Annotated in this window: 12 protein-coding genes; 4 read left to right on the forward strand and 8 right to left on the reverse strand. The window is 71.5% G+C overall.

What is annotated here, in order from left to right; genetic code table 11:
• Positions 1-14 precede the first annotated feature (14 nt).
• Positions 15-1,193, reverse strand: a complete 1,179-nt coding sequence (locus ABEB17_RS19155; protein ID WP_345718351.1) for an aromatic ring-hydroxylating oxygenase subunit alpha — start codon at positions 1,191-1,193, stop codon at positions 15-17.
• Positions 1,194-1,243: 50 nt separating this feature from the next.
• Between ABEB17_RS19155 and ABEB17_RS19160 the strand changes: the two genes are divergently transcribed.
• Positions 1,244-1,849 carry a TetR/AcrR family transcriptional regulator gene (locus ABEB17_RS19160; RefSeq protein WP_345718352.1) on the forward strand — a complete coding sequence of 202 codons (606 nt, stop codon included), beginning with the start codon at positions 1,244-1,246 and terminating at the stop codon, positions 1,847-1,849.
• Between the two features lie 28 nt (positions 1,850-1,877).
• Here ABEB17_RS19160 and solA read toward each other — a convergent pair whose 3' ends face one another.
• The 7 genes from solA to ABEB17_RS19195 form a co-directional block, all read right to left on the reverse strand.
• Positions 1,878-3,050 carry an N-methyl-L-tryptophan oxidase gene (solA, locus tag ABEB17_RS19165; RefSeq protein ID WP_345718353.1) on the reverse strand — a complete coding sequence of 391 codons (1,173 nt, stop codon included), beginning with the start codon at positions 3,048-3,050 and terminating at the stop codon, positions 1,878-1,880.
• The gene (locus ABEB17_RS19170) at positions 3,047-4,183 is read right to left on the reverse strand and encodes an aromatic ring-hydroxylating oxygenase subunit alpha (protein ID WP_345718354.1); all 1,137 of its coding nucleotides are present in this window, start codon (positions 4,181-4,183) and stop codon (positions 3,047-3,049) included. The genes solA and ABEB17_RS19170 overlap by 4 nt, the downstream gene beginning before the upstream one ends.
• An 81-nt stretch (positions 4,184-4,264) precedes the next feature.
• Complete coding sequence (locus tag ABEB17_RS19175; RefSeq protein ID WP_378227030.1) at positions 4,265-5,353, reverse strand: ABC transporter ATP-binding protein; 1,089 nt, start codon at positions 5,351-5,353, stop codon at positions 4,265-4,267.
• Positions 5,275-6,273: an ABC transporter ATP-binding protein gene (locus tag ABEB17_RS19180; RefSeq protein ID WP_345718355.1), complete on the reverse strand. Its 999-nt coding sequence runs from the start codon at positions 6,271-6,273 to the stop codon at positions 5,275-5,277. The genes ABEB17_RS19175 and ABEB17_RS19180 overlap by 79 nt, the downstream gene beginning before the upstream one ends.
• Positions 6,273-7,193: an ABC transporter permease gene (locus tag ABEB17_RS19185; protein WP_345718356.1), complete on the reverse strand. Its 921-nt coding sequence runs from the start codon at positions 7,191-7,193 to the stop codon at positions 6,273-6,275. The genes ABEB17_RS19180 and ABEB17_RS19185 overlap by 1 nt, the downstream gene beginning before the upstream one ends.
• The gene (locus ABEB17_RS19190) at positions 7,190-8,212 is read right to left on the reverse strand and encodes an ABC transporter permease (protein ID WP_378227031.1); all 1,023 of its coding nucleotides are present in this window, start codon (positions 8,210-8,212) and stop codon (positions 7,190-7,192) included. Before ABEB17_RS19190 ends, ABEB17_RS19185 begins: the two co-directional genes overlap by 4 nt.
• Positions 8,213-8,214: 2 nt before the next feature.
• Complete coding sequence (locus tag ABEB17_RS19195; RefSeq protein WP_345718505.1) at positions 8,215-9,894, reverse strand: ABC transporter substrate-binding protein; 1,680 nt, start codon at positions 9,892-9,894, stop codon at positions 8,215-8,217.
• A gap of 189 nt (positions 9,895-10,083) precedes the next feature.
• Here ABEB17_RS19195 and ABEB17_RS19200 point away from each other — a divergent pair, with 189 nt between their 5' ends.
• From ABEB17_RS19200 to ABEB17_RS19210, 3 genes are read left to right on the forward strand one after another with little or no spacing between them, the layout of a single operon-like run.
• The gene (locus ABEB17_RS19200; RefSeq protein WP_345718358.1) at positions 10,084-12,249 is read left to right on the forward strand and encodes a prolyl oligopeptidase family serine peptidase; all 2,166 of its coding nucleotides are present in this window, start codon (positions 10,084-10,086) and stop codon (positions 12,247-12,249) included.
• A 4-nt stretch (positions 12,250-12,253) separates the two neighbouring features.
• Entirely contained in the window at positions 12,254-13,471 is a 1,218-nt protein-coding gene (locus ABEB17_RS19205; protein WP_345718359.1) for an aminomethyl transferase family protein, read from the forward strand.
• Positions 13,468-15,060 carry a phytoene desaturase family protein gene (locus ABEB17_RS19210; RefSeq protein WP_345718360.1) on the forward strand — a complete coding sequence of 531 codons (1,593 nt, stop codon included), beginning with the start codon at positions 13,468-13,470 and terminating at the stop codon, positions 15,058-15,060. Before ABEB17_RS19205 ends, ABEB17_RS19210 begins: the two co-directional genes overlap by 4 nt.
• The last annotated feature ends 5 nt before the right edge of the window (positions 15,061-15,065 follow it).

A 15,065-nucleotide genomic window follows, 5' to 3' on the forward strand; every position in this document is an offset into this window, starting at 1 on the left:
CGACCGGCGGTCGGTCACGCCTCGAGCCGCCCGGTGCGGTAGGCCTGGCCGATCATCGCGACGACCTGCATGACGGCGTCCTCGTTGGGCGCGAACGGACCTGGCCGGAAGTGCGGGCTGGCCAGGCCGCGCTGCACGGACTCGCAGGCACCCCAGTCCTGCTTGTTCGTCACGTCCCAGAACTCGACGGCACCTCGGGCCGAGGGCGCCGACCCGTCGGCCGGCGGCGCGACCAGCCAGGAGCACTCGACCCAGGTACGCCCCGGGGACAGCGGCACCATCCGGTGGGTCATCACGTAGTCCGGGTGCGCCGACACCAGCAGGTTCGGCAGCAGGTGCAGGTACTCCACGCGCGTCGGGTCGACGCCGGGCAGCGGCGTGGCCGCCAGGGCGCCGTCCATCGACATGGTCGACATGCCCTCGCGCAGGTCCATCGACCCACCGACCCAGGCGCCGGGCAGCTCGTAGTTCTCGCCGGAGGTCGGCGGGCTGACCTGACAGAGCTCGGGGTGGATCAGCGGGCAGTGGTAGCACTCGTGGTAGTTCTCGGCGATGACCTTCCAGTTCGCCGCGACCTCGTAGGTGTGCCGGTCCGCGAGCACCAGCGAGCCCGGCGCGTACGGCGAGACCAGCCCGGCCAGGGCGCCCAGGTGCGCCTCGAACGACGGGACGTCCACGTCTCCCAGCGGGTGCAGCGCGTGCCCGAAGACCCAGCCCTCCCACTCGCGCACGGGCAGCTCCACCAGGGCGTGCTCGGCGAAGTCGAAGGTGTCGTCCTCCCGGAACCCGGGTGCGCCGACCAGCTCGCCGGACGGGGCGTAGGTCCACGCGTGGTAGGGACACTGGACGGTGCGGCGGTGCGACGCCTCACCCTCGGGCAGCAGCTCGTGGCCGCGGTGCCGGCAGGTGTTCGCGAACATCCGCAGGGTCTCGCCGTCCTGCACCAGGAGGGTCGAGACGTCACCGACCCGCAGCGCGCGCTGGGAGGTCCGGCGGCCCTCGGCGGGCGTCGGCAGCAGGTCGTCGAGCCGCCCCAGGCACGTCCAGGTGCCGGCGAACAGGTGACGCCGCTCCCAGGCGAGCACCTCGTCCGAGGTGTACGCGTCGGCCGCCATCATCTGCCCGGGCAGTCCGGGGGCGGGGGCCAGCCGGCGTACCGACTCGACCTGGTCGGCGTTCATGTCGTCGATCACCACACCTCCTGCGGACGGGGCCATATGCTGCGCTGCATGGGATTGCGACCGTGACGCGGGGACGACGCAGCGTCGACGTCCGTCGCGAGGAGATCCTGTCCGCGACCATCGAGGTGGTCGACCGGCTCGGGCTCGCGGCGACCCGGGTCTCGGACGTCGCGCACGCGCTGCACATCAGCCCGGGGCTGATCTTCTACCACTTCGGCACGAAGGACGCGCTCGTCGCGGATGCCTTCGCGCACGCCGTGGAACGCGACCTGTCGCGGCTGGACGCGGCCAACTCGCGCGGACGCGACCCGCTGGACCGGCTCCGCCGGGTGCTGCGGCTGTACGGCCCGACGGGTGCGGCCACCGGCTGGCGGCTGTGGATCGACGCCTGGGCACTGGCCCAGCGCGAACCGGTGATCCGCAAGGCGTTGCGCGGCATGGACCAGCGCTGGTGCACCGTGCTGCGCGAGGTCGTCGAGGACGGTGTCGAGGACGGGACCTTCGAGTGCGCCGAGCCGGCGGCCGCGGTCACCCGCGTCTCGGCCCTGCTGGACGGCCTGTCGGTCGCGATGCTGGTCTACCGCACCGTGACCCGGGCCGAGCTCAAGCGCTGGGTGGCCGAGTCGGTGGCCCGCGAGCTCGGGCTGGACCCGGCGGACCTGGTCTGAAGCGCTGCGGCGCACTCGGGCAGCCACATCACACCAGCCAGTGCGCTTGGTAGTCGGGGTCGGTCAGCGCGGCCCGGTCGAGCCGGAAGGCCGACAGGTCGAGGTCGGCGTCCGGTGCCGGCCCGCCGACGACCAGGTCGGCCAGCAGCCGGCCGAAGGTCGGCGCGAACTTGAACCCGTGCGCGGCGCCGAGACCGACGACCACCCGCTCGTGACCGGGCACGGGTGAGAGCACGAAGTCACGGTCCGGGGTCAGCGTGTACTGGCACCGCAGCGAACGCACCGGATGGCCGACGCCGGGCAGCATCGCCTGCAGGTGCTGGGCGAGCAGGGACTCCATCGCGGGGTCGACGTCGGTCGTCCGTCGGTCGGGATGCACGGTGGGGCCGCCGCAGTCCTGGGCCGCCTTGACCGTGGGCTCGCCGTAGCTGGGGAAGCCGTAGTACGAGGGGTCGTCCATCCAGATCCACAGCGGCATCCGGCCGGGCTGGAAGGGGGTGGCGTCGTCCGGCTGGAAGTACGTCACCTGCTCGAGGGTGACCTCGACCGGCACCTGCACCCCGAGGCCCTCGAGCACGTCGTTGACCCACGCGTCAGCACAGACGACCAGACCGCTGCAGAGCACCGGGCCGTGCACGGTCGCCACCTCGTATCCGCGCTCGCCCAGGTCGCGGACGGCGAGCACCGCGCTGCGCTCCCGCAGGTCGGCGCCGCGGCGGCGGGCCTGCTCCTGCATCACTCGGGTGCCGCGGCCGGCCGGCACGATCGCCGCGTCCGCCTGGTGCAGCGCCATCGTTCCCTCGGGCAGCCGGAACTGCGGCCACCGCTGGCGGACCGCGTCGACGTCCAGCCAGTCGTAGGCGATGCCGACCGCGTCCAGCGACGTGAGGTAGTCGACCGGGTTGATCGCGGCGTCCGCCGGGAACAGGTCCAGCCCGCCGACGACGGTGACCAACGACGCGTCCGCGTCGTGCTCCAGCCGGGCCCAGTCGGCGTAGGCCCGCTGGGTCAGCCGGACGTAGTCGGGCGTGTGGTAGCTGTGCCGCAGGATGCGGCTCGTGTCGTGGCTGGCGCCGCGCGAGTGGCCGAGCTCGAAGCGTTCGAGGCCCACCACGGAGTGGCCGCGCCCGGCGAGCTCCATCGCGGCCGCACTGCCGAGGGCACCGAGCCCGACGACCACGTAGTCGACCCGCTCGCTCATGGTTGCTCCCCCGTTCGGTGGCCGAGCCGGGGCAGCACCCAGCGCCGGATGTCGAGGCTGTCGTCCTCCATCGGCGCGAACCAGCCGTGCCGGTAGCTGCGCGACGACATCCCGCGCTGCACGGACTCGCAGATCGCCCAGTCCTGGCGGTTCACCAGGTCCCAGAAGTCCCCGGCGTCGGTGGGGTCGAAGTCGGGTTCACCGACCTCGGACGCCGCGAACAGCAGCGAGCACACCACCCGCGTCCGGTCGGCGGCGGTCGGCAGCAGCACGAATGCCGCGACGTGGTCCGCGGACGCCGACACCATCAGGTTCGGGTACACCAGGTCGCCCTTGTGCCGGGTCCGCTCGGCCTCGCTCAAACCCGGCAGCGGTGCGCGCGTCGTGGTGCCGGTGGTGGTGAACGTCCAGGCCCCCTCGCGGTGCGGGATCCCGTCGTCCCAGGTGAGGTCCGCGCCGCCACCGCCGAACGCCGGCACCAGCCGGGTCAGCTCGGGATGCACCGGGCCGCAGTGGTAGCACTCGTTGTAGTTCTCCAGCAGGACCTTGTAGTTGGCCGCGACGTCGTAGGTGAGCACCTGACCGGTGACGAGGTCGGCCAACCCGTAGTTGGCCAGCGTCGCCGCGGCCTTGGCGACCGACTCGCCGAGCGGCTGGGCGCGCTCAGGAGTCAGGTGCACGAACACGAACCCGCCCCAGACGTCCACCCCCACCGGCGCGAGCGAGAACGGCGCGAGGTCGTCGAGCTCCGCGTGCGGCGCCCGCAGCAGCCGGCCGTCCAGCCCGTACGTCCAGGAGTGGTACGGGCAGCGCAGCGCGCCGATCGAGCAGGCCACGGCCGGGCCGGCGGCGCCGTCGGGAGCGTCCGGGACGACCGGGCGCAGCTGGGACCCGCGGTGCCGGCAGACGTTGTAGACCGCGTGCAGCACACCGTGCTCGTCGCTGGTCACCAGCACGGACTCACCGGCCACGTCCGCCGTCAGCACCTGGGACGGCGCGGTGAGCCCGAGGTCGGACCGGCGCCCGAGGCAGAACCACTCGCCGTACAGCAGCGCCTCGCGCTCGGACCGCCAGGTCGCGTCGTCGACGTACATCTCGCGGGGCAGCGCGGGGACCAGGTCAGCCGTCGACATGCCGCACCACCTTCGTCCCTACTGATTCGCGAGTCAGTAACGGGAGCGATCGTCTCATGGGCGAACCCGCCGTCGCCACCGCTACCGCGTCCGGCTCAGGACGGCGTCCAGGTGGCACGCCACCCGGTGCCCGGACTCGTTGGGCAGCACCGTCAGCGGCACGGTCCGGCAGCTGTCGGCCACCCCGGCGCGCTCCGCCGTCCCGTCCGCCAGCATCGGGCACCGCGGGTGGAACCGGCAGCCCGCCGGGATGTGCGTCGGGTCCGGGATCTCACCGGTCAGCACGACCGGCTCGAGCTGCTCCATCTCGGGCACCACGGACAGCAGCGCCTGGGTGTACGGGTGCCGCGGCGCCTCGAGCACCTCCTCGGTGGTGCCGTGCTCGACCACGCGACCCAGGTACATGACCGCGATCCGGTCGGCGATGTTCCAGGCCAGTCCCAGGTCGTGCGTCACCACCACGATGCCCAGGCCGAGCTCGTCGCGCAGCCGCAGCAGCAGCGCCAGGATCTCGCCACGGATGGACGCGTCGAGCGAGGAGACCGGCTCGTCCGCGACCAGGAGCTCCGGCCGGAGCGCGAGCGCGCCGGCGATGAGCACCCGCTGCTTCTGGCCGCCGGACAGCTCGTGCGGGTACCGCAGGAACAGCCTCTCCGGTGGGCGCAGACCCGCCTCAGCGAGCGCGGCGGCGACCAGCTCTGGCTCGCTGCGGCCCTGCTCGTCGCCCTGCACGCGCTTGTGCAGCCGGATGCCCTCGGCCACCGACTCGTACACGGTCTGCCGCGGGTTCAGCGCGCCCGCGGCGTCCTGCAGGATCAGCTGGACCCGGCTGCGGAAGGCCCGCAGCCCACGGACGGAGTAGTCCAGCGGCGCGCCGTCGACCAGGACCTGGCCGGCGTCCGGCCGCTGCAGCCCGACCAGGGTGCGTGCGAGCGTGGTCTTGCCGGAGCCGGACTCGCCGACCAGCGCGACGATCTCACCACGCTCGACCGCGAGGTCGACGCCGTCCAGCGCGCGCGCGACCGCACCCGCCCGGGTCACGAACTCCACGTGCGCGCCGCGCGCCTCCAGCAGCGGCTGCTTGGACTCGCTCACGGTTCCCCCACGCGGATGCAGGCGACCTGGCGGGCCACCGGGAAGTCGAGAAGCGCCGGCTCGGCCACCTCGCAGGCGGCGGTCGCGCGACTGCAGCGCGGCGCGAACGAGCACCCGGGCGGCAGGTACCGCGGGTCGGGCGGGTCGCCGGCCAGACCGGCCGGGGTGTAGCGGGCGGCGGGGTCGCCGACTCGCGGGAACGCGTCGGAGAGGGCCTTGGAGTACGGGTGCAACGGGTCGGTGAAGACCTGGTCGGCGGTGCCGCCCTCCACCACACGACCCGCGTACATCACCGCGACCCGGTCGCAGACCGACGCGAGCACGGACAGGTCGTGGCTGATGATCAGCAGGCCGACGCCCAGCTCCTTCACCAGGTTCGAGAGCAGGTCGAGGATCTGCGCCTGGACCATCACGTCGAGCGCGGTGGTCGGTTCGTCGGCCACGATCAGGTGCGGTCGGCAGGCCAGGGCCATCGCGATCATCACCCGCTGCCGCTGGCCGCCGGACAGCTGGTGCGGGTAGGCCTTGCGCCGGGCGGGCGGCAGGCCGACCTGCTCGAGCAGCTCGACGACGCGCTCGTCCACCGCGGACGCCGACAGCGCGGGCTCGTGCAGCTGGATCGGCTCCGCGATCTGGTCGCTGATCCGGAGCACCGGGTTGAGCGAGTGCAGCGCTCCCTGGAAGACGATGGACGCCTGTGCCCAGCGCACCGCGCGCAGCTGACCCCAGCCGATGCTCAGCACGTCCGCCCCGTCGACCCGGACCTGCCCGGTCACCGTGGCGTCCTTGGGCTGCAGGCGGAGCACGGTGCTGACCAGCGTGGACTTGCCGCAGCCGGACTCACCGGCCACGCCGACCACCTCACCGGCCCGCAGCGTCAGGGAGACACCGCGCACCGCGGGGAGCAGCCCCTCCGACGTCCGGTAGGACACCGACAGGTCGTCGATCTCCAGCAGCTCCGTCCGCAGCTGCTCGGGTTCCAGCACCTCCGTCATCACCGGCTCCCGAGACGGGGGTTGAAGACCTCTTCGAGCGCCTGCCCGATGAGGGTGAACGACAGCACCACCAGCACGACGCAGACGCCCGGGGGCACGATGTACCACCAGGCTCCGGTGGTGATCGCGCCGACCGCGAAGGCACCCTCGAGCATCGAGCCCCAGGACACCCGGGTGGGGTCGCCGAGGCCGAGGAAGCTCAGGGTCGTCTCGGCCAGGATCGCGATCGCCACCGTGAGGGTGGTGTTCGCGAACACCATCGGCATCACGTTCGGCAGCACGTGCCGGGTCATCTGCCGCCACCGACCGGCGCCGAGCACGCGGGCCCGCTCGATGTACGGGCGCTCCTTGATGGACAGGGTCTGGCTGCGGATCAACATGGCCGTGGCAGGCCAGCTCGTCACCCCGATCACGATCGCGATGTTCAGCAGCGAGCGGCCCAGCACGGTGGCCAGCACCAGCGCCAGGGGCAGGAACGGCAGCACGAGGAACCACTCGGTGACCCGGAACAGCACGGCGGCCGGCCAACCCGAGAAGAAGCCGGACATGAGGCCCACCAACGTGCCGATCACCACCGAGATGAAGGTCGCGGTGAGCCCGACCGCCAGCGACACCCGGGCACCGTAGATCAGCAGGGTCAGGATCGAGCGCCCGTTCTCGTCCGTGCCGAGCGGGTAGCCGGCCCCGGGCGGCTGCAGGACACCGCCCGTCGCCTTGGTCACCTCCAGGCCGTCCGGGTCCGCGAGCAGCGGCGCGAGCACGGCGACCAGGATGAAGAACGTGAGGACGCACAGCCCGAGCACGCCGGACCGGCTGCGGCGGAACGTCTTCCACGTGCGGCGCGCCGACTCCGCCCGGCGACGACGCGCGATCTGACCCGGTGTGAGCCGCGGCTGCACGGCGTCCTGGACGGCGCTCACGTGCGCACCCGCGGGTCGAACAACCCGTAGAGCAGGTTGGCCGCCAGGTTGGCTGCGATCACTGCGCCGGAGGCGATCAGGAAGGTGCCCTGCAGCACCCAGAAGTCCGGGATGGTGAGCGCCTCCGTGGTGAGCAGGCCCAGCCCCGGGATGGAGAAGATCGTCTCGATGGTGATCGCTCCCGACACGACGAAGCCGATGTTCAGAGCCGAGATGGTCAGCGTCGGGAGCATCGCGTTGCGGACCGCGTGGCGGCGTCGCACCTGCACGTCCCGCAGACCCTTGGCCCGGGCCGTCACCAGGTAGTCCTCACCGAGCTCGTCCAGCAGCGACGAGCGCATGATCAGCGAGTACTCGGCCAGGTACGCCAGGGTCAGGGTGACCACGGGCAGGGTCAGGTGCCAGGCCGTGTCCAGCACGCCCTTGAGGCTGCTCGGGTCGACGCCGATGGAGTGCAGCCCGCTGGTGGGGAAGAGCCCCGGCAGCGGTCCCATCCCGACGGCGAACGCCGCGATCAGCAGCAGGCCGAGCCACCACTCGGGCATCGAGTACAGGGTCAGCGTGGACGCGGTCGAGGACTTGTCGAACCGGCTGCCGCGGTTCCAGCCGCTGCGGATCCCGATGCGGACCCCGATCACGGTGGCCAGGATCGTCGACGACCCGACCAGCAGGACCGTCGGCCACATCCGCTCCTGGATCAGGTCCGCGACCGGCACCCGGTAGCGCAGCGACACCCCCAGCTGACCGCTGAAGACGTTCTTCAGGAACGTCACGAACTGCTGCGGCATGGACTGGTCCAGCCCGTACGTGTGCCGGAACGCCGCCATCTGCTCGGGGGTCTTGAACCGCTCGCGGCCGAGCGTCCTGGCGGGGTCACCGGGCAGCACCCGGAAGAGGAAGAAGCTCACCACCAGGACGAAGAACAGGCTGCCGATCGACCCGAGCACCTTCGACCCGACGTACCGGCCGTAGCTGCGCCGGCGGACCGTCCGCGGGACAGCTGCGCCGGAGTCGAGGATCGTCACTCGCGCTCGCCCTCCGTCCCCCGACGGCGGAGCGCGAGGACCCCACCACCGACGAGCAGCAGGACGACGACCACGCCGATGCCGATCCAGACCGCCGTGTTGGTCCCCGCGGCGTCCTCCTCACCCGACGACGCGTTGGCGCCCAGCGCGGACGTCACCCCGTCGCAGTCCCCGGCCTCGGACGCCGGTCGCAGCGAGCTGTAGTTGTGCGCGCCGTACTGGATGAGCCAGACGCCGCCCGGGTCGGGCTGCGGCTGGAAGCAGGCGAACCGGTCGCTGCGGACCGCCTCGCCGATGGTCGTGTAGGCGGTCACGATGTACGGCGACTCCTGGAACAGCAGCTCCTGCATCTTCTTGACGAGGTCCACCCGCTTGGCGTGGTCCATCTCGCCGTTCTGCTGCTTGTACATCGCGTCGTACTCCTTGTTGCAGTACCAGGAGTCCGAGGAGCCGCCGAGCTGGTCGCAGGTGAAGTCGGACAGGATCGAGTCCGGGTCCGGCTCGACGTACCAGTCCCACTGGAAGGCGTCGTACTCGCCGCTGAGGATGACGTCCCCGAGCTTGCTGGAGTCCATCGCGGTGACGTCGGCCTTGATGCCGATCTGGCCGAGCCACTCCTTGAAGAAGTCCATGGTGTTCACGGAGGCCGGGTCGGAGCTGCGGGCGAACAGCCGCATCGTCGTCAGCGGCTTGCCCTGCGGGTCGGTGCGCTGGCCGTCCGCGCCCTTCTTGTAGCCGGCCGCGTCGAGCTGCTCGCCGGCCTTGGCGAGGTCGAAGGTGAACGCCTGGTCCGCCGGGACGTCCCAGTGGTAGTTGTCGTACGCCGTCGGGATGATCGTGTCGCCCGGCAGCGCGGCGCCCTGGTAGGCGTTCTGCACGATGCGCTTGGTGTCCACCGCGTAGCCCAGCGCGTGCCGGAACTTCGGGTCCTTCAGCGCGGGCATGCCGTCACCGATCGCCTTGCCGGACTCGGTGTCGATGGCCCCGGTGTTGAAGCCGATCTCCTCGAACAGGGGCGAGATGCCGCTGTGCGCCGTGATGCCGGGCTTGCCCTGCAACGACTTGACCTGCAGCGGCGGGATGTCCTCGACGAAGTCCACCTCGCCCTTGATCAGCGCCTGCACCGCTGGGTCCTTGGCCTTGAACACCCGGTAGTCGACCTCGTCGACGTGCGGGGTGCCGTTCCAGTAGTCCGGGTTCTTCTCGAACCGGAACGTCGAGCCGCCGGCCGTGCCCTCGACCAGCCGGAACGGCCCGGAGCCCACCACCGGCTGGCCCGGCTTCGGCTCGGCCGGGTAGGTCTTCACGGCCTTCTCGGACACGCTCTTCCAGATGTGCTCCGGCACGATCGGGATCGGCAGCAGTGGCAGGACGGCGTTGGGCTGGCTCAGCTTCAGCACCACGGTCTGGGCGTCCGGTGCGGTCGCCGAGGTGACCGAGCCGAGGTAGGTGGCCCAGTTCGTCGACTCGGTCTCGCCCTTCAGCACCCGGGTGTAGGTGTAGGCGACGTCCGCGGCGGTCAGCGGCTGGCCGTCCGACCACTTCACGCCGTCCCGCACGTGGAAGGTCCAGGTCAGGCCGTCCGCCGAGGTCTCCCAGGACTTCGCGAGGCCCGGTTCGGGTGACATGTCCTTCATCGAGTAGTTGACCAGGTAGTCGTAGGTCAGCGCCCACATCTCGTACGAGTTCGCCTCGACCCCGAGGAACGGGTTGAACGAGTCGACGTCGCCGGTCAGCGCCACGGTGAAGGTCGACTTGGCCGGCGTCGTCGCCCCCGAAGCCGGTTGCAGCGCAGCCGGAACCAGCGACGCGCCCGCGACCAGGGCCAGCACGGCGGCCAGCCGCACGGGGGTACGGTGCGCGCTGTGACGACTCCCCCGCAGGCTCGCCAGCAGCCGCACGAGCACACCGAGCACGGCGTTCGCCGCCCGGACCCGTACCACTGGATGCGCAGGCTGGACGCCCCCGACCTGCTCGCCCACCTCGAGGCCGAGCGCGACTGGTACCGATCGGCTACCGGACATCTGGTCTCCCTCGTGGAGGCGTTGCGTTCGGAGATGCTGGAGCGGGTCCCTGCTACTGACCCATCGGTCAGTTGGAGGTATCGAGGGTCTTCCTACTACACGCTGCTCCCGGCCGGAAGGGAGTACCGGCAACTGTTGCGCGATTTCAACACCTCGGACGCAGGATCGGTGCTGAAATCGTGGCCGAACGGCGTCGAGGCAGACGAACACGGACGCCGCAGCGAGGTGCTGCTGGACGCCAACCTGCTGGCCGACCAGGCGGGCACCGGCTACGTGGAGCTGGGCCTGACCCTGGTCAGCCCGGACGGGCGACTGCTGGCGTACTCGGTGGACACCGACGGCGACGAGGTCTACCGGCTGCACTTCCGCGACCTGAGCACCGGCGAGGACCTGGCCGATGAGGTGCCGCGCTCGTACTACGGCGGCGCGTGGAGCGCCGACTCGAACGCCTTCCTCTACACCGTGCACGACGAGGCGTACCGGCCGTACGAGGTGCGCCGGCACGTGATCGGCACGCCGACCGAGCAGGACACGGTCGTCCAGGCCGAGCCGGACCAACGCTTCGAGATCAACGTGCGGACCAGCCGCAGCGGCCGGCTCGTCGTGCTCTGGTCGGCCAGCCGGGACACCAGTGAGGTCTGGGTGCTGGACGCCGCCGCCACCGATGCCGCCCCCCGCTCGGTCGGCGGTCGCCGTCCGGGCGTCGAGTACCACGCCGAGCACGCCGTGCTGCCCGACGGCGAGGCGCTGCTGCTGGTCACCAACGACGCCGCGACCGAGTTCCGGCTGGCCCGGTGCCCGCTGCCGCTCGAGCACGACCAGGACCACGGCGCCTGGCTCCCGCTGGTCGACGAGAACCCGGCCGAGCGGCTCGAGCGGGTGGACGCGTTCGCCGGCCACGTCGTGCTCAGCCTGCGCACGCAGGGCGAGCACCGGCTGCGGGTGCTGCCGGTCGACGGGCTCGGCCGGGTCGACGCCCAGCCGGCCTTCGACATCCGTCCGGACTTCGCCGCGGGAACCGTCACCCTTGGCCACAACCAGGAGTTCGCGGCCGGTGCCGTCACCGTGGTCGACCAGGCCTACACGCAGCCACCCGTCTGGTCGGACGTCGACCTGGTCACCGGGGCGCGCACGCCGCGGCACCGGCAGCAAGCTCCTGGCCACGACCCCGACCGGTACGTGGCCGAGACGCGCACGTTCCCCGGGGAGGACGGCACCGCCGTCCCGGTGACGATCGTGCGGCACCGCGACACCCCGCTGGACGGCACCGCCCCGGCGTTGCTGTACGCCTACGGCGCCTACGAGTACTCGTTCGAGCCGGACTGGGACCCGGCCCTGCCGAGCCTGCTGGACCGCGGCGTGGTCTTCGCGCACGCGCACGTGCGCGGCGGCGGCGAGGGCGGTCGGCGCTGGTGGCTGGACGGCCGGCTCGGTCACAAGCAGCACACGTTCGACGACCACCTGGCGGTGGCCGACGGCCTGGCCGGGCTGGTGGACGGCGACCGGCTGGCCTCGCGGGGACTGAGCGCCGGCGGCCTGCTGCAGGGCGCGGTGTTCAGCCAGCGCCCCGAGCGCTGGCGGGCGGTGGTGGCCGAGGTGCCGTTCGTGGACGTCGTCACGACGATGTTCGACGCCGACGTCCCGCTGACCATCAACGAGTGGGACGAGTGGGGCGACCCCCGGGTGAGGGAGCAGTTCGACTGGCTGCTCGCCTACTCCCCCTACGACAACCTGCCGGCCGCAGGCAACCGGCCGGACCTGCTGGTGACCGGTGCGCTGCACGACCCCCGCGTCATGGTCAGCGAGCCGGCCAAGTGGGTGGCGGCACTGCGCGAGAGCGATCCGCAGTGGTCGCCGCGCTGCCTGTTCCGCTGCGAGACCGGGGCGGGTGCGCACGCCGGCCCGTCGGGGCGGTTCGCGCACCTGGCGTACGAGGCGGAGGTCTACGCCTGGGTGCTCGATCGGCTGCGAGTTACTGACGCGCCGGTCAGTAGCCGTCTAGGCTGACCCGGTGATCCGGACCACGCCGTTCCATCCGCGGCTCAGCGAGCTGAACACGCAGGGCCTGTACACCCACTGGCAGGGATACCTGTCCGCGCTGCGCTACTCGCACGCGCCCAAGCACGAGTACTTCGCGGTGCGCAACGGCGTGGGTCTGTTCGACACGTCGCCGCTGTTCAAGTACCGCGTCTACGGACCGGACGCCGAACGGTTCCTGGCCGGCGTCCTGGTGCGCGACATCCGCACCTGTCGCCCCGGGCGCGCGCAGTACACCCTGTGGTGCGACGAGCGTGGTTTCGTGATGGACGACGGCGTCGTCTTCCGGCACTCCGACGACGACTTCCTGCTCACCACCGCGCGCGCCAGCCTGGGCTGGTTCCAGGACCTCGCCGGGCGGATGCAGGTCGCGTTCGAGGACGTCTCCGACGCGTACGGCGTGCTGGCCATCCAGGGGCCGCGCTCGCGCGCCGCCCTGCGCGACCTGCTGCCCGCGGTCGACGAGCTGCCGTTCATGGGCCACGCACCGGGCAAGGTCGGCTCGGCCCCGGTCACCGTGTCCCGCACCGGGTACACCGGCGACCTCGGCTTCGAGATCACCGTGGACTCGGGCGACGCCCTCGAGGTGCTGGACGCGGTGCTGGACGCCGGTCGCGCGCACAGCCTGCGTCCCTACGGCGAGGAGGCCATGGGGATGCTGCGGATCGAGGCCGGGCTGCCGCTGGTCGACGTCGAGTGGCACAACAGCCGGCTCGCGTTCACCGACCACGAGCGGGTCACCCCGACCGAGCTCGGCATGGGCTGGATGCTGCGCGGTCTCCTGGACGACGACCGCGCCTTCGTCGGCGGCGCCGCGATCCGCGGCGAGCTGCGCGAGCGCTCGTCGCGCTGGGCCGCCGTCTCGATCGTCGTCGACTGGCAGGAGTGGGACCGGCTGTTCCGGGACGCCGGGCTGCTGCCCACCAAGGACGAGAACCCGCTGCCCTACGAGTCGATGCTGTACGACGAGGACGGAGCCCAGGTCGGCTACGTCACGAGCTTCATGTACTCGCCGGTCCTGCAGCGCCACATCGGGCTGGCCCGGGTCCGGCCGGCGCTGGCCCCCACCGCCGACGGCCTCGGCCCGGTGGTCCGGATGGAGCTCGCCATCCAGCACCACAACACCACCGTGGCCGCACGCACGGCCCGGTACGCCCTGTTCAACCCCGCGAGGAAGACGGCCAAGCCATGACGACCGACAGCTCGACGTACGACGCGATCGTGGTCGGCGGCGGCCACAACGGCCTGGTGAACGCGGGCTACCTCGCCAAGGCGGGGCTGCGCACGCTGGTGCTGGAGAAGCGCCACCTGGTCGGCGGCGCGGCGATCACGGAGGAGCTCGTACCGGGCTTCTCGTTCACCACGTTCTCCTACGCGCTCAGCCTGCTGCGACCCGAGATCATCCAGGAGCTCGACCTCGTCCAGCACGGCTTCATGCCGCTGATGATGCCGTCGTCCTTCCACCCCACCGGGGACGGCGACTACCTGCTGTTCGGCGACGACCACGGCCAGAACATCCAGGAGATCCGCCGGCACTCCCCGCACGACGCGGACGCCTACGACCGGTACCACCACGACCTCGACCGGGTCGTCCAGGCCGTGCGGCCGCTGTTCGACAACCCGCCGCCGAACGTGTTCGGCAAGGACCCCGAGGACCAGGCCGACGTCGCCTGGCTCCTCGACCACCTCGGCGGCATCGAGCAGAAGGTCATGCACGACGTCGTCCGGCTCGTCACCGGCAGCGCCGCGGACTGGCTGGAGAACTACTTCACCCACGAGGCCGTGAAGGGATACCACGCGTCGTCCAGCGTGATCGGCTCGAAGGTCGGGCCGATGTCACCCGGGTCCGGGCTGGTCCTGCTGTTCCACAAGATGGGCGAGCACGACGGCAGCCTCGGGTCCTGGGCCTTCCACAAGGGCGGCAACGGCGGCTTCACCCAGGTGCTGGCCCGGGCCGCCGAGTCCTTCGGGGCCGAGATCCGTTTGGGCGCACCGGTCACGGCCGTGCTGACCCACGAGGGCCGCACCGTCGGCGTCGCCCTCGAGGACGGCACCGAGCTGCGCGCCCCGATCGTGGTCAGCGCGCTCGACCCGCGCCGCACGTTCCTCGACCTGGTGAACCCGCGCGAGCTGCCCGCGGACCTGGTGGAGAACGTCGAGCGGATGAAGTTCCGCGGCGTCTCGGCCAAGGTCAACTTCGCGCTCGACGGGCTGCCGGTCTTCCCGGCGCTGCCCGACTCGGTCGACCAGTACGGCGGCTTCCTGAACATCGGGCCGACCATCGAGTACGTCGAGAAGGCCTTCGACGCCGCCAAGTACGGCTGGTACAGCGAGCGGCCCTACATCGACGCCGCGATCCAGTCCGTCGTCGACCCGGACATGGCACCGCCCGGCAAGCACGTCATGTCGTGCTTCGTGCAGTACGCGCCCTACGAGCTCAAGGGCAGCGACTGGGACACCGAGCGGGAGAGCTTCGGCGACAAGGCGCAGGCGGTGCTCGAGTCGCACTTCCCCGGCTTCGGCGACCTGGTGCTGCACCGCGAGGTCGTCACCCCGCTGGACATCGAGCGGGTCACCGGCCTGACCGAGGGCAACATCTTCGCCGGCGAGTTCCTGGCGCCGCAGATGTACTTCTTCCGTCCCGCGCCGGGCTGGAGCCAGTACCGCACGCCCATCGAGGGCTACTACCAGTGCGGGTCCGGCACCCACCCCGGCGGCTGCGTGATCGGCGCTCCCGGAAAGCTGGCCAGCCAGCGGATCCTGCGCGACCTGCGCGGCTAGGTCTG

Origin of the sequence: Angustibacter luteus, from assembly GCF_039541115.1 — a bacterium.
Lineage (GTDB): Bacteria > Actinomycetota > Actinomycetes > Actinomycetales > Angustibacteraceae > Angustibacter > Angustibacter luteus.

Coding starts and splice junctions, on each gene's coding strand:
- solA (WP_345718353.1), bottom strand. CDS start 3,050: ATGAGCGAGCGGGTCGACTACGTGGTCGTCGGGCTCGGTGCCCTCGGC.
- ABEB17_RS19170 (WP_345718354.1), bottom strand. CDS start 4,183: ATGTCGACGGCTGACCTGGTCCCCGCGCTGCCCCGCGAGATGTACGTC.
- ABEB17_RS19180 (WP_345718355.1), bottom strand. CDS start 6,273: ATGACGGAGGTGCTGGAACCCGAGCAGCTGCGGACGGAGCTGCTGGAG.
- ABEB17_RS19195 (WP_345718505.1), bottom strand. CDS start 9,894: ATGTGGGCGCTGACCTACGACTACCTGGTCAACTACTCGATGAAGGAC.
- ABEB17_RS19210 (WP_345718360.1), top strand. CDS start 13,468: ATGACGACCGACAGCTCGACGTACGACGCGATCGTGGTCGGCGGCGGC.